10 protein-coding genes are annotated in these 14,400 nt (G+C 63.6%); 3 read left to right on the top strand and 7 right to left on the bottom strand.

The window, feature by feature from the left end:
• Positions 1-293: 293 nt before the first annotated feature.
• From WCL10_RS20095 to WCL10_RS20070, 6 genes are read right to left on the bottom strand one after another with little or no spacing between them, the layout of a single operon-like run.
• Entirely contained in the window at positions 294-3,344 is a 3,051-nt protein-coding gene (locus WCL10_RS20095) for an efflux RND transporter permease subunit (RefSeq protein WP_336897421.1), read from the bottom strand.
• Positions 3,341-4,360, bottom strand: coding sequence for an efflux RND transporter periplasmic adaptor subunit (locus tag WCL10_RS20090; protein WP_336897420.1), 1,020 nt, complete (start codon positions 4,358-4,360; stop codon positions 3,341-3,343). The genes WCL10_RS20095 and WCL10_RS20090 overlap by 4 nt, the downstream gene beginning before the upstream one ends.
• Positions 4,357-5,682 (bottom strand): TolC family protein, encoded by a 1,326-nt coding sequence (locus WCL10_RS20085; protein ID WP_336897419.1) that lies wholly within the window; start codon positions 5,680-5,682, stop codon positions 4,357-4,359. Before WCL10_RS20085 ends, WCL10_RS20090 begins: the two co-directional genes overlap by 4 nt.
• Positions 5,679-7,031 (bottom strand): HAMP domain-containing sensor histidine kinase, encoded by a 1,353-nt coding sequence (locus WCL10_RS20080; protein ID WP_336897418.1) that lies wholly within the window; start codon positions 7,029-7,031, stop codon positions 5,679-5,681. The genes WCL10_RS20085 and WCL10_RS20080 overlap by 4 nt, the downstream gene beginning before the upstream one ends.
• On the bottom strand, positions 7,024-7,701 hold the full coding sequence (locus tag WCL10_RS20075) for a response regulator transcription factor (RefSeq protein ID WP_336897417.1): 678 nt from the start codon (positions 7,699-7,701) through the stop codon (positions 7,024-7,026). Before WCL10_RS20075 ends, WCL10_RS20080 begins: the two co-directional genes overlap by 8 nt.
• Before the next feature lie 49 nt (positions 7,702-7,750).
• Entirely contained in the window at positions 7,751-8,038 is a 288-nt protein-coding gene (locus WCL10_RS20070) for a PepSY domain-containing protein (protein WP_336897416.1), read from the bottom strand.
• 416 nt (positions 8,039-8,454) lie between these two features.
• Here WCL10_RS20070 and WCL10_RS20065 point away from each other — a divergent pair, with 416 nt between their 5' ends.
• The 3 genes from WCL10_RS20065 to WCL10_RS20055 all read left to right on the top strand — a co-directional run bounded on the left by WCL10_RS20065 (position 8,455) and on the right by WCL10_RS20055 (position 13,005).
• The gene (locus WCL10_RS20065; protein ID WP_336897415.1) at positions 8,455-9,288 is read left to right on the top strand and encodes a YncE family protein; all 834 of its coding nucleotides are present in this window, start codon (positions 8,455-8,457) and stop codon (positions 9,286-9,288) included.
• A 181-nt stretch (positions 9,289-9,469) separates the two neighbouring features.
• On the top strand, positions 9,470-12,043 hold the full coding sequence (locus WCL10_RS20060) for a TonB-dependent receptor (RefSeq protein ID WP_336897414.1): 2,574 nt from the start codon (positions 9,470-9,472) through the stop codon (positions 12,041-12,043).
• Positions 12,044-12,069: 26 nt separating this feature from the next.
• Positions 12,070-13,005, top strand: a complete 936-nt coding sequence (locus WCL10_RS20055) for a tartrate-resistant acid phosphatase type 5 family protein (RefSeq protein WP_336897413.1) — start codon at positions 12,070-12,072, stop codon at positions 13,003-13,005.
• Positions 13,006-13,407: 402 nt separating this feature from the next.
• Here the strand turns inward: WCL10_RS20055 and WCL10_RS20050 are convergent, their stop codons facing one another.
• Positions 13,408-14,271: a site-specific integrase gene (locus WCL10_RS20050; protein WP_336897412.1), complete on the bottom strand. Its 864-nt coding sequence runs from the start codon at positions 14,269-14,271 to the stop codon at positions 13,408-13,410.
• Positions 14,272-14,400: the final 129 nt, after the last annotated feature.

Here is a 14,400-nt window from a genome sequence, read left to right as displayed (position 1 = left end):
CTGCCGTAGAAGATGGCGACGCATGATCCGCAAACTTCTGCCAAAGTAGTGCTAGCTTGGCCGACTTTCAACGGGCCAAATGACTAAATCCGACCAAACCCAGCCATACCTCGCTGCGACGGCGAACGACCGGTCCTGACAGAAGCTGCCGATAGGTCGCTTCGAAGCGGTCTGTCTGCAAAGCACCTCGATTGTTGCCTTACCTTGTCTTTGCTGACGGCCCTGAGATCGGACGATTGGGCAAAACCACAGCCAACATCTGAGTTTGACAAAATTGCACCATTCCAAAGTGCCTAACGCGCTTCTTCGCGGCGCTTCTGCGCCGCGGCAACGCCCATCAATGTGACGATCAGCGCTGGCAGGAACAGCAGTACGAGCGGAACTGCCGCCACGAGACCGAATATGATCGCGGTTGCGAGCGGCTGTTGCAGGCCTGCCCCGCGGCTGACACCGAGTGCAAGCGGGCTTAGCGTCAGTATTGCAATCAGTGCGGACATCAGGATCGGTCGCAACCGTTTGGTGCCCGCTTGACGCAAGTTCGCGATGGTCACGGGCACAGCAGGGTCGACTTCCGCGAGGAAGAATATCACCAGTTCAGTGACCATGCCGACCACCATGGTCAGCCCCATCAGCGCCGAGATATCAAGCTCGATCCCGGTCAGCCACAAACCGCAAAGAACGGCCGCAGCAGACAGCAGCACGGTCGCGATAGCCGCAATGGTCCAGGCGATCCGCTCGAACAGGAAGGTCAAAAGCAGCGCCGCCAGCAGGAGTGCCGCAGCGAACACCAGGCTGAGATCGGCAAAGCTTCTTTGCTGCTGCGCATAGAGCCCGCCGTAATCGACCCGGATCGTTTTGGGCAGTGCGAGGCCGTTCACCGCAGCGCGTACATCCTGCATGGCCGAGCCGAGATCGCGCCCCTCAAGCCGGGCGGTCACCGCGATGAACGGGGCAAGGTCTTCGCGCGTCAGCTGCTTCTGGCCAGCTTCGACGGAAACGCTGCCGATCTGCGAGAGGTATACCGCGTGTCCATCGGGCGCTGTCAGCACGAGGCGCGCAAGATCAGCAGCGCGCGCGCGAAGATTGCCAGGTGCGCGCACGCGCACCGTCACCAACTGTTCCGCGACCCGCACTTGCATTGCCTGGGTGCCGCCGATGAGCGCTTCGAGCTGGGTGGAGGCGGCATCGGGGTCCAGCCCGTGCTGTGCAGCACTGCCGGGATCGATCTTGATGCGGATTGCGTCGCCCGCCACCCGCAACCCGTCGACGACCTCGACCACGCCGCTCACCTTGGTCACCGCCTCGCCCACACGCTTGGCCGCAGCCTCGATTGCCGCCGGATCGTCGCCGAACAATTTGACCTCGATCGGCTGCGGAACGGCGGTGAGATCGCCGATCAGGTCTTCCATCAGTTGCGCGGTTTCAATCTCAAGGCCGGGGACTTTGGCTTGCACTTTCTGGCGGATTTCAGCCATCACCTGATCGATCGGCCGGCGTGATCCTGCTTTGAGGCGAATGAAATAATCGCCTTCATCCGCTTCAGTCAGGCCGCCGCCAAGTTGAACGCCGGTCCGCCGCGAGTAGCTGAGCACTTCAGGGGTCGCGATGATGATCGCCTCCACCTGCCGGAGCAGCCGGTCGGTATCGCTGAGCGCAGCGCCGCTCTGGGCTTTGTAATCGAGGATGAAGCCGCCCTCATCCATGGCCGGCATGAAGCCCGAGGGCACATTCGACCAAGCGGCGAACCCAAGCGCCGCCATGCCGATGCCCAGTACGGCCGTGAACCAACCGGGCCTGGCAAAGGCCCGATCCCCGGCACGTTCGTATCCCCGTGACAGCGTGCCGAGAAACCCGCCCGCACGTTCTGCCGCTTCGGCGTCCTTGTCGCGCAGCCAGCGGGCCGCGACCAATGGGATCACCAGCCGCGCGTAGATCAGCGACAGGAGCAACGCCGCGACCATCGTCAGGGCGAGGGCTTTGAAAAAGCCGCCGGTCACGCCCGATATGAAGGCCAACGGCAGGAAAACGACAATCGTGGCGGAAGTCGAACCAACCAACGGCCAGCCCATTTCGGCAGCGGCGCCGAGCAAGCCCTGCATGCCCTTGGCCGTGCCGTCCTGCATGCGCCGCATCATGTGTTCGAGCATCACGACGGCGTCGTCTACGATCAGCCCCACGGCGGCGGCCATCCCGCCCAGCGTCATCATGTTGAAGCTCATGCCGAGCGCGTAGAGGATGAGGCACGTGCCCGCGAGCACCGTAGGCAGCATCAGCCCCGTGATCACCATCAGCCGCCCGGAGCGCAGGAACGCGAACAGCACGATGCCTGCAAGCACTGCCCCCAGCAGGATCGCATCGCGCACCGCGTCTGCCGCGCCCGTCACCAGCTCGGACTGATCGTAGAATGTGCTGACCGTCACGCTGGGCGGGAGGCCGAGCGATTTGAGGCGGATGTTGATCTCGTGAACGATTTTCACGGTATCGCCTGCCAGCGACTGGCGAATGTTGAGGAGCACCGCGCCCTGCCCATTCGACGTGACCCGTGTGTAGCTGGGCTCGGTTGAGGGCCGGATCGTCGCTACTTGCCCAAGCGTGGCCACACCGGCCGCGCCCGCCTTGATCGGTGTCGCAGCCAGATCGGCCATCGTCGCCACCCGGCTTTGCGCCAGCACGAGGTAGAGCCGGTGTCGGTCCTCGATCTTGCCCGCACCGCGCACGTCATTGGCCTTCCCGATGGCCGCGGCGATATCGGGCAAGCTGAGCCCGAGCGCCTGCGCCTTCGCGGGATCGACATCGACCGCAAACTCGCGCGGTGCGCCGCCCAGCACATCAACCCCGGCGACACCGGACACGGCAGTGAGCGCGGGCCGAATGGTAAGCTCCGCGATCTGGCGCAGCGCGGCATCATCCAGCGAGCGCGAGGTCAGCGCAATGCCCACGACCGGGAACAAGGTCGGGTCCGAGCGGCGCACCTCGAAGCGCGTTCCCGGCGGCAGATCGGGCAGCAAGGTCGCCAGCGCGCCCTGCGTGGCGAGCGTGGCCGATACCATGTCGTGGCCCCATTCGAAATTGAGCGCGACTTCGGCAGAGCCGCGGCTGGTCGTCGAGCGGATATGCGTGACGCCGGGCACCGCCCGCAACGCGATCTCCATCGGGCGGGTGATTTGCGCGGCCATCTGCTCTGCATCGCGCTCGCCTGCATCGATAGCCACCGTCACGCGCGGATAATCGATGGGCGGAAACAGGCTGACCGGCAGGCGGGTCGCCGCGAAAATGCCGCCTGCCGTCAGCAGCACCACCGCCAGCAGCAAGGCCCGGGCGTGATCGAGCAGCAAGCGCGTCACTTGGTGCGCACCTTCATCCCGTCTTCGAGCGCGGTGCCGCCCTCCGTCACCACCTGATCGTTTACTGAAATGCCCTTGATGATCGCGATGCGGTCGCCCGTGGCAGGGCCGGTCTCGACATCATGGCGATGGGCCACGCCGTCTTTGGCGACATAGACAAACGGCTGGCCGCCATCGTCAAGCAGCGCCGCATAAGGGATGGAGAGGCCACTGCCCGCCGCGCCCACTGAGACTTGGGCTTGCAAGGTCTCGCCGCTCCCGATGCCGGCGGTGGCAGGCAGACGCGCGAAAACCGAGGCAAGCCGGGTCACCGGATCGACGGTGGGATTGACCGACTCAATCGGCACCGAAAGCGCAGAGCGGCCCATGCCCGCCGTGATGCGGATGGAAGTGCCCGGCCGCAGCCCACGCGCGGTCGCCGGATCGACCCCGAAATGCGCGCGCACTTCATTTGCCCGCACGATGGTGGCGATGGGCGTGCCTGCGGTGACGAGATCGCCGGGCTTGACGGCCACCGTCTCGACAAAGCCGGGGGCGAGCGCGCGCAAGGTGAGCGAACCGACCCGGCCGGAGAGGCTGGCCTGTGTGGCGCGGGCGCTGGCCGCCGCAGCCCGCGCAGCTTCGACTTCGGCATCGCTGACCAGCCCGTCGGACCGCAGCCGCTGCGCCCGCGCGAACGCCGCATCTGCGGCACGCGCGTCGGTCGCCGCCTTGCTTAAGTCGAGCCGGGTAGTGGGAGCCGCGCTCAACACGGCAACCACATCGCCCTGTGCTACGCGGGTGCCGACAGGCGCAGCAATGGAGGAAACAATGGCGTCTGCGGGGGCGGCCAAAGCCTGCTTGCCCGCCGCGCCGCTTTCCGCCGTGCCATACAAGGTAACCTCGGCTGCGATCACGCCTTGCTCGGCGCGGGCGAGCGCGACGAGCGCGACCGGGTCGGCAGTGCTCTCTGGCTCGCCACCGGCACTGCAACCGGCGAGAAGGAATACGGGGAGCAGGAGCGGGAATCTCGTCATCGGGTCCACGTCTCGTTCAATGTGCCGGTCAGCAGTTCGAGCGCAATCATCTGCTCGGCAATCGCCTGGTCGGATTGGGCGAGCAGGACCTGCTTGTCACGGACCGTTTGTTCGGCGGTTTCGGCGGTGCCCAGCGGCAAGTCGCCGCGTGTTGCCGCGCGCCGCGCGGCCACGGCAAATCGGGTCAATGCGGGCAGATCGGCGGTAACGGCTCGGCGCTGCTTGCGCGCGACGGTCAGGCCGCTGATCGCAGCGGCAATCTCGGCCCGGGTCTGGAACAGGCGCGCATCGTACTCGGCCCGCAGCGCCTCGCGCGTAGCGCGCTCGGCCGCGATGACACCGCGATTGCGGTTCCAGATCGGCAGGTCGAAACTCACCGCCGGTCCCACCGACGTGTTCCCTGCGGAGTCGCGACCGGAGTTTATGGTGAGCATCAGATTGGGGAACTGGTCGAGGATCGCTTTGTGAAGCACGGCTTCCTGCGCGCCATACCCGGCTTGCAGCGCTTGCAGATCGAAGCGGCGGGACTTGGCAATCGCGAACAAGTGCTCGGGATCGAGCTGGGTCTCGTCTGGGGTTTGTGGCGCCAGCGCGAGCGAGGTGGCAGGCGGCAGACCGAGCAGCCGGGTCAACTCAAGCCGCGCCGCTGCCAGATCACGCTCGGCGGAACGCATCCGGTCTTGCGCATCGAAGGCGGCAATGCGCGCGGCCTGCGCCTGATCCGCGGCAAGATCGCCACGACCCGCCGCACGCAAGGTCCGCTCCAGCAGCGCGCGCGCCGTGGCATTGCTGGCAGCCAAAACCGGCACAAGCTGCGCAAGGCTTATGATCCTGGCAGCTTGCAGCCGCGCCTGCCCAGCCGTCTGCCATTCGGCCCAGGCCAGATCGAGCCGCACTTGCCGCGCGAGCGCCTCGGCCCCCATGCGCCGCACTTTCGCCGTCCGCAGCGCATTGATATCGAGCCCCAGTGCGCCGGCGAGATCAAGAAACGGGTCCGGACCCGAAAGAACCTTGTTCGCGGCAAGACTGAAGTTCGGATCGGGCAGCAAGCGCGCCGCGAACGCCTGCGCATCGGCCACCGCCGCTCGCGCGCGCAAGGCTTTGAGATCGGGGTTGGCGATCACTGCGATGGTCGCGATCGCGTTCATGTCGAGCGGCTGGGCCAGATCGATGCTCGCCGGGCGAAGGTACGGCCGATCGAGCGCTGCGGCATCGCGTGAGAGGCTCACGTCGGGAAGCGCATCATTCAGCGGATGCGGCGCATAGCTGGCGCAAGCCGTCAGCAAGCAAGCCACCAGCGGCATCAGGCGCTTCATTTTCATGCGGGAAGCTTGGGCAGCAACAGGGTAACACGCAAGCCCGGATGATTGTCCTCGATCGCCAAAGTGCCGCCATGCGCGGCGGCAATGGCTGCGACGAGATTGAGGCCGAGACCGTGCCCCGGTGTGGTGCGGCTGGCTTCAAGCCGGGCAAAGCGCCGCGTGATCAAGGGGCGGTCTGCGGCTGCCACGCCGGGGCCTGTGTCGGTGACGGCCAGCGCAATATCCTTGCCAATGGTCGTGACTTCAATCGCGATCGCTGTGCCTTCCGGGGTATGGCGCTGCGCGTTGTCGAGCAGGTTGATCGCGGCCTGTGCGATCAGTTCCCGGTCGCCCTGTACCACGAGACCCGGCATGATCGACGCGGTCAACGTGCGGCTGCCATCGAGCACGGCAGGCATGTAGCTGTCCGCCAGATCGCCGGCGAGTTCGGACACGTCCACCCGCGCAAAATGGCGCTTGAGAGCGCCCGATTCGACCTCCGAGATCCGCAAAATCGCTGAAAAAAGCGCAAGGAGGTCATCGCTTTGGGCAAGCGCGCGCTTGAGCGCAGGCCGCTGTGACTGCGGATCACCGGGGCCATCGAGAGCGCTTTCGATCTGGTTGCGCAGCCGCGCGAGCGGGGTGCGCAGATCGTGTGCGACATCGCTGGACACCTGACGCAGATTTTCGAGCAACTGCTCGATCCGGTCGAGCATGGCGTTGAGCGCGATAGCCAACTGGTCAAACTCGTCGCCGCGCGCGCTGACGGGAATGCGTCCCGCCAGGTCGCCCGGCATGATCGCCTGCGCGGTACCACTGATGCGCGCAAGCCGCTGGCGCAGATAGCCGCCCAGCAGGAGCGCACCCACTATCCCGAGCGCGATGACCGATACGAACGCAGCTCCAAACAACGACAGGATCGTCTCGTCGATACGTTCAACGGCCTCGCTATCGATCGAGACAACCAATCGGGCACCTTTGGGCAAGGCGCTGACCAATGCCCGAACTGCCTCAGGCCCCTCTTTCGCATCTGTGAGCTGGATGTCCCGAGCACCAACGTTGGGCCGGGGTATAGGCAAGGATCCCGCGACCCGGTGTCCAGCCGCATCGAATACAGCATAATGATACCCGTCGGCTGGGTTCATCGTCTCGCGTTCTGTGACAGCCGAGGTAAGATCGGGCATGCCACCTTCTCCGTACTCTCGGAACAGACCTGCAGATTCCTCGGCGATGCCGACATCCTGCTGGTTTCGGAAATCGGCATCAGCGGCGTAATACACCGCCAGACCCAGCAGCAGGATCGCCAGCGCAAACGCCGCAGAATAGGTAAAAGCGACGCGGTAGGCCGCGCTCGCCCAGATTCTAGTCATGTGCGCGCATCCGGTAACCGACCCCACGCAACGTCTCGATCGGATCGCTGGCAAAGCCTTCGTTGAGCTTGGAGCGCAGCCGGCTGAGATGGCTTTCGACGATGTTTGTCTGCGGATCGAAGTGAAAACCCCAGATGCTCTCAAGGAACATCGTGCGGGTCACGACCTTGCCGACATGGCGCATAAGCTGTTCGAGCAAGGCGAACTCGCGCGGCTGAAGATAGATTTCGCGGCCATCGCGCCGCACTTCGCGTTTCAGCAAATCAAGCGAAATTGTTCCAACTTCAAGGCGCGTGGTCGCATCGTTTATAGGCGGGCGCCGCATGAGCGCAGTCAATCGTGCGGCCAGTTCGGCGAAGGCGAAGGGCTTGACGAGATAGTCATCCGCCCCGGCCTCCAGCCCAGCAACTCGGTCGGCAATGCCGCCAAGCGCGGTGAGCAGCAGCACAGGGGTGCCAAGCCCGGCGGCGCGCCACCGTTTCAACACCTCAAGCCCATCGACCAGCGGCAGCAGCCGGTCCAGCACGATCACGTCGAAGCTCTCAGCCAGCCCCAGATGCAGCGCATCTTCACCGTTCGCCGCGCGCCACACAACGTGGCCGAGTTCGCCGAGCGCATGCTCGACGAACCCCGCTGTTTCGGCATCATCTTCGGCTATCAGAACCCGCATCGGCCCTTTTTCCGTTGTTGCCCAACGCGCTTGAAAGGCGAGAAGGCGATCAATCCTTGGAGCCGAGCGCTTCGTATTTGTCTTCCACGATCTTGCCGGTGTTGGCGTCCACCCCGATTTCATGGATGCGTTTGGCCTCGCGGATATCGAACGAATAGCGCCAGGCCCCGCCCTCGTTTTCATATTCGGCATCCGCGATCTTGCCCGGTGCCAACTTCAGCGCGATGGTACGTGCCTGAGCCATGGTCAGCTTGGCAGGCGGCACATGGGGTGCAGCGAGCGCAGTGCCTCCGGCCAGCGCGGCGGCGGCCAGCATGGCGATAGAAATGGTCTTCATGGCAAACTCCTGTACGCAGACCCGGTCTGGATCCGTCGCCGCTATAGATCCTGCCAGATTGGCTCAGCATCGGCCCGGCTATATATAACCCCAACGTAGATGAACGACAGGTCGGCGCACGGCCCGAATCTATAAATCTTCCCAATGTAGCGACGGGTTGGTGATCGCTGCTGGCAAGCGCCGGGTGGGCAAGGCATTCACGCGGTGATGATATCCCTCCGGATGCGAGAACTTCCATGCGCCCTATCCGCCTGTCTCACCTGCTTGTGTCTATCGCTGCGGTCGCGCTGGTCGCTGCCACCAACGAACCCTCCTACGAAGTTACAGGAGCGATCGCGGGGCCGGACGGAGGGTGGGACTATGCCAGCGTCGATCCGGCATCGCACACGCTTTATGTCGCGCATGGCGATGCGGCGATGGCGGTCGATCTGGCAAACGGAAACGCCGTCCGCTCGCTCGGCAAGATCGCGAAGGCGCACGCGGTTGTTCCGATCCCCGGCAAGAACATGCTGCTTGTCTCCAGCGCGCATGACGACAGTGTCCGCTTGCTTGATACCGCCGATGGCCATGAGATTGCCAAAATCGCCGTGGGCAGCGACCCCGACGCCGCCTTTTACGACACCGCAACCGGACATGCGGTGGTGATGAATGCGAAAGACGGAACAGTCTCGATCATCGATGTCGCCGCGCAAAAGGTCGTCGGCACGATCACGCTCAAGGCCGGGCTGGAATTCGGCGTTATGGGTGAAGGCAAGACTCTTTTCGTCAATAACGAAGACCTCAACGAAATCGAGATCGCCGATCTGGGCACGCAAAAGGTTGGTAAGGCGATTCCCATGCCGGGCTGCGAAGGCCCGACCGGGCTCGGTTACGACGCCGCCACGCACCAGCTGATCAGCGCCTGCGCCAATGGCAAGGCCGTGGTTATCGATGCCCAGAGCCGGCGTATCGTCGGCCTGCTGGATATCGGCAAAGGTCCGGACGCCGTGATCATGGACACCGCGCGGCGGCTGGCCTTCATCCCGTGCGGCAGCAGCGGCACTATCAGCGTGATCGCGCTGGACGGAGCGAAGGGCGCGGCCGTGGTCGGCACCATCGCCAGCGAACAGGGTGCCCGGACCGGCGCGCTCGACCCGGCATCGGGCAAACTCTATCTGCCGACGGCGCATTTCGGCCCGCCAGCCACTGCCGGTGGTCGCCCTGTTGCCATTCCGGGCACGTTTCATGTTGCCATAGTATCGCCGAAATAGGCCGCGGAGTTGGCTGGCGAGGTCAGGATGGTTCCGCGCCAGATTAAATGTTCCCAACCTTGGCCAGCGCGCACCCGAATGTCGCGGAAGCTTCACATAACGGCAGCATCGAAGATTTCGCAGGCGCAGCAAGTTCGCCTTTCAGACCTTCAAATTGCAGCAACTATGGGGAATTTTCGTGATGAAAATCCGGACGATGGCGCTTGTCTCGACGATATTGGCATCCTTTGTCGCGGTGCCTGCGCTGGCTGAGGACGCGGCCAGCGAAGCCGCTGCGCCTTCCTCGCAAGACATCATTGTCACCGCCCGCCGCGCTGACGCCGCGCGCGAAGAGCAGCTCAAGGCGATCAACATCGTCAACATCCAGTCGGCCGAAACCATCGCCAAGTATCCCGATATCAACGCGGCCGAGGCGATCAGCCGCGTGCCCGGCGTCTCGCTTTCGATCGACACGGCGGAAGGCCGCTTCGTCAACATTCGCGGGCTCGACGGCAACTTCAACGGTGCGACTTTCGGCGGTGTGGTCCTGCTCAACACCCAGCCGGGCGGGACCTATTTCAACTCGGCCGGCCGCGCGGTGGAATTTGACACCGTGCCGATCGGCGCGATCGACCGGCTCAGCGTGATCAAGACCGGCCTGCCCGATCATGAGGCCGAAGGCATCGGCGGCTCGGTCGAGCTGACCCCGCGCACCGCGATCGGCCACACGAAACCCTATGCTGAAGTCGTTCTGGGCGGCGGCGTCCAGACCGCGCGCAACAAGGGCTTCTACCGCGACGAGGTCGTGATCGGCGCCCCCTTCGGCGGCAAGAACGCTTCGGGCGATGCGCCCTTCTCGTTCGTGCTCAGCCAGTTCCTCTACAACGACAAGCGCGGCTTCGATGATATCGAAGCCGCCTATATCGACGACCAGCCGAACACCCCTGACAAGGCGTTCGATGCGCTTGAGCTGCGCCGCTACCAGTACAACCGCAAGCGCTTTGGCTATTCGGGCGAACTCGATTTCACCCCTGATGCCGACAACCGGCTCTATGCCCGCGCCAGCTTCGCCGGGTACAACGAAACCGTCCACCGCAACCGGCTCGAGATCGACGGCCTGGCCGATGGTGTGGTGGTCGATCCCGCCAATGCCAACGGCTTCGTCGTAACCGGCGGCTCGACCGTCAAGACCTTGCGTGATGAGGACGAAGCGCACCGCAATCTCGTGGTGCAGGTTGGCGGCGACCACCACTTCGACACCGTGACCTTCAACTGGTTCGGCGCCTTCAGCCGCGCCACCTACGACAAGTACTACGACTACAACACGACCTTCGCCGGGCCCTCGGGCCTCGGCATCAAGTACGACAACACCACCGATCCGAACCACCCCAAGTACACGGTGACGGGTGCGGACATTGCCGATCCGGCGAACTACACGCTCGACGGGATCAGCAATGCCACCGAGCATGACCGGGACCGCGAGTGGAGCTTCTCCTCGAACCTCGCCATGCCGCTGGGTTTTGCCGCGGACGACGAGCTGAAAATCGGCAGCAAACTGCGCTTCCGCCAGAAGACCGCCATGCCGATGAGCTATACCTACGGCTACAATGGCCCTGCGCTGGGCATGGGCGGCTTTACGCAAGGCGCGCCGATCACCAGCTTCTACAACGCCTACAACATCGGCCCCGACCTCGACGGCCAGAAGCTCAGTGCCTTGCTGAACAGCAGCCCGGCGCTGTTCGACCGCAACCTCAAGCGCGATCTCTCGCGCAACGCCGGCGGCTTCTTTGACGACAAGGAAGACGTGATCGCGGGCTTCGCGCAGTACAAGGCCACGTTCGGCGCGCTTGGCCTGCTCGCGGGTGTGCGGGTCGAGCATACCAGCGCGCGCTATTCGGGCATCGCTAAAATCACCGATGCGGGCGGCGCAATCCGCTATGTGCCCGCCGCGACCACACAGACTTACACCAACGCATTCCCGACCATCCAGCTGCGCTACGATCTGGCCCAGAACCTGGTGGCGCGGGGCACCTGGTCGACCGGTATTGCCCGCCCCGGCTTCTACCAGACGATCCAGTCCTCCAGCGTCGATGTCGGCGGCGGCTCGGTCTCGACCGGGAACCCGAACCTCAAGCCGATGATGTCGAACAATTTCGATCTCGCGCTGGAATACTACCTGCCGGGCAGCGGCATTATCGCGATCGGCGCGTTCGACAAGGAGTTGCGCAACTACATCGTCACCCGCACGGCGCGCGGGCGCTATCCGGGCATCACGGGCATTGCGACGCTTTCGACGTATGCCAATGTCGGCGGCGCGCATGCGCGCGGGATCGAGGCTTCGTTCGTCGACAAGTTCCGCGGACTCCCCGCGCTGCTCGACGGCTTCGGGATCGACGCCAACGCGACCTATGTCGATGCCAAGGTCGATCTGCGCGAAGGCGAAGGCAGCGTCGAACTGCCAGGTACGTTCAAGTTCGCGGCCAACGCGGCGGTGTTCTACGAGCACGGTGCGGTCAAGGCGCGCGTCGCCGCACAATACGAATCGAAGGTGCTGTTCGGCGTGGGCGACAGACGCAGCCTCGACGTGTTTCAGGACCACCGTTTCACGCTGGATTTCAACGGCAGCTACGACGTGACGCCCTACGCGCAGCTCTACTTCAACGCCAAAAACCTCACCAATGCCCCGCTGCGGTTCTACGAGGGCACCGTCAACCGCCCCATCCAGCGCGAGTACTATGACGCAACGTTCGAAGGCGGCATCAAGCTCAAGTTCTGATGCCCATGTGATGCGGGGAGAGCGCCATGAGCAAGTTCACCCTCGATCGCCGTGCCGTCATGGCCGGCATGGCCGCCGCAGCGGCACTGCCGCGCGCCAGCTTTGCCAAGCCGAACAAGCCCGCAAGTTTTCTGGTGGTCGGGGATTGGGGCCGCGACGGCGCGCAGCATCAGCGCGACGTTGCGGTGCAGATGGGAAGGACCGCCGAGGCGCTGGGCAGCCACTTCGTCGTCTCGGTCGGCGACAATTTCTACGACAACGGCGTCCAATCCGTGCGCGATCCGCAATGGCAGAGCTCGTATGAGCAAGTGTATACCGATCCGGCTTTGCAGGTGCCGTGGTTTGTTGCTTTGGGTAACCACGACTACCGCGGAAACCCGCAGGCGCAGCTAGACTATGCGGCGGCGAGCAAACGCTGGCGCATGCCCCAGCGCTATTATCAGGTCTCAGGAACCAGCATGGGGATGCCCCAGATCGACCTGTTCGTGATCGACACCTCGCCGACTGTCCACCAGCACCGGGACAAGGTGGAGAGCGTCATCGCCCGCAACGTCGGCTCGCAGGACGTGGCGGCGCAGCGCGCCTGGCTCGACAAAGCGCTGGCATCCTCCACCGCGCTTTGGAAGCTTGTGGCCGGGCACCACACCATTCGCACGGGCGGCAGCGGACATGGCCAGACACCTGAAATGGTGGAGCTGGTCTTGCCGATTTTGCACCGGCACGGCGTGACAGCATATCTATTTGGCCACGATCATGACCTGCAGCATATCCAGACCGATGGCCTGCACTACATCGGCTGCGGCGCAGGCTCGGAAGTTCGCCCCGTATCGGCGGTCAACGGCACCAAATTCTGCAAGTCGCGCTCCGGTTTCGCTGCCATGAGCGTTAGCAACAGCGGCCTTGCGCTGGAGTTCACGGATTTCACGGGAGCCAGTCTCTACCGCGCCGCCGTTGCGGCTTGATCGGTGAGATTGGGCTCGGCGGTACAAGCTCATAAGAGAAGTGATTGATCCGGCTCACCTTCGTGACAATGGCTCACCATCCAAACCAATTGAAGTTTGACCTCTTTCCTGATGGATGCTTCGGCCCGTGGCGCACCGCAATTCTGGCGGGATATGACGGGGTGCTTCGCATTGGCAAAGGTTTGCATTCTTAGCTGATGCGCCTGGGGTCAGGCCTACAGAAGACGGCGCAAGTGCTTCCGAATTACATTGCTGGTCAGAGGAAAATTGGCTGTCAGCTCTTGGCAAAACCAGTCGTTTGACAGGTCGCTTGGGAATGGCGGCATTGTCCCAAGAGTCGACACCAATGCCGAAGTCGTGATCATCTGTGTAAGTTTCGCCAACGCCGTGGGCGACACAACGCTACGCCGGACGGCAAAAGCGTCCCCATTCCTCCATCAGCTTAACCCGAGCACCAGGCTTGTCCTTTGTGCCCAGATACGTCGTGCGACGATATGCTGCCTGCACCGCATCTGGCGTCTTGTGAGCGAGCGCCGCCTCAACCACAGCGTCGGAAAAGCCATGGTTTGCCGCCCAGTCGGTGAAGGTCGATCGAAAGCCGTGGACATGAAGAGGCTCACTCATGTCGCGAAGCACTTTGAGGAGCGACATGTCCGATAGCGGTCTTCCGCCAACCCCTGGAAAAGCCACATTGGTTCCCTCCTGTCGCAAGGCATTGGCTTTGGCCAGGACCGCAAGTGCCTCGTCGCAAAGCGGGACCATGTGGGCCTTCGAGCGCTTCATGTGCTCGGCAGGAATGGTCCAGAGCCTTGCGTCGAGGTCGAATTCATCCCAGGTCGCAAGCCGGACTTCCTGGGAGCGGGTTGCTGTCAGGATCAACAACTCCAGCGCCAGTCGTCCATAGGTAGGCTTTCGGCGCAGCGCGACGAGGAAACTCGGCAACTCTGCATAGGGCATCGCCTTGCGATTCTCCCGCTGCTTGATCTGCTTGGGCAGACCGCGTCCGGCTTTCAGGCTGCCACTTCCCGAAGGCGCCTCCGTCGAGCGCCAGCCCTTGGCGTGCGCGTAATCCAGCACAGTGCAGATCCTGTTCCGCACGTGCCGGGCCGTATCGGGGATATCCTGCCAGATCGGGTTCAGCACCGCGATGATATCAGCGGACGTGATGCTGCCGGTCGGCTTCTTGCCCAGCTTCGGGAACACATAGTTCTCAAGGCTCGCTAGCCATTGGCGCTTGTAGATCGCACTCTTCCAAGCGAGCTTCATTCTCGCGGTGATACTGCAGCGCCGCCTCGCGGAAGGTCACCTTGGCTGCAGCCTCATCTTTCTTTTCGGCAAGGACTGACGTGACCCCCAACCTTCATCCGGTTGCGATTAGAGCCTCGGCATTGTTGT

This window comes from Novosphingobium sp., from assembly GCF_037133355.1.
Taxonomy (GTDB): domain Bacteria; phylum Pseudomonadota; class Alphaproteobacteria; order Sphingomonadales; family Sphingomonadaceae; genus Novosphingobium.
The sequence above is the reverse complement of the archived record's forward strand: the minus strand, read 5'-3'. Positions and strand labels throughout refer to the sequence as shown.

Excerpts from the sequence above, each read along its gene's own strand:
- WCL10_RS20065 (WP_336897415.1), top strand. The coding sequence starts at position 8,455 with ATGGCGGTCGATCTGGCAAACGGAAACGCCGTCCGCTCGCTCGGCAAG.
- WCL10_RS20070 (WP_336897416.1), bottom strand. The coding sequence starts at position 8,038 with ATGAAGACCATTTCTATCGCCATGCTGGCCGCCGCCGCGCTGGCCGGA.
- WCL10_RS20060 (WP_336897414.1), top strand. The coding sequence starts at position 9,470 with ATGAAAATCCGGACGATGGCGCTTGTCTCGACGATATTGGCATCCTTT.
- WCL10_RS20085 (WP_336897419.1), bottom strand. The coding sequence starts at position 5,682 with ATGAAAATGAAGCGCCTGATGCCGCTGGTGGCTTGCTTGCTGACGGCT.
- WCL10_RS20055 (WP_336897413.1), top strand. The coding sequence starts at position 12,070 with ATGAGCAAGTTCACCCTCGATCGCCGTGCCGTCATGGCCGGCATGGCC.
- WCL10_RS20080 (WP_336897418.1), bottom strand. The coding sequence starts at position 7,031 with ATGACTAGAATCTGGGCGAGCGCGGCCTACCGCGTCGCTTTTACCTAT.
- WCL10_RS20050 (WP_336897412.1), bottom strand. The coding sequence starts at position 14,271 with ATGAAGCTCGCTTGGAAGAGTGCGATCTACAAGCGCCAATGGCTAGCG.
- WCL10_RS20075 (WP_336897417.1), bottom strand. The coding sequence starts at position 7,701 with ATGCGGGTTCTGATAGCCGAAGATGATGCCGAAACAGCGGGGTTCGTC.
- WCL10_RS20090 (WP_336897420.1), bottom strand. The coding sequence starts at position 4,360 with ATGACGAGATTCCCGCTCCTGCTCCCCGTATTCCTTCTCGCCGGTTGC.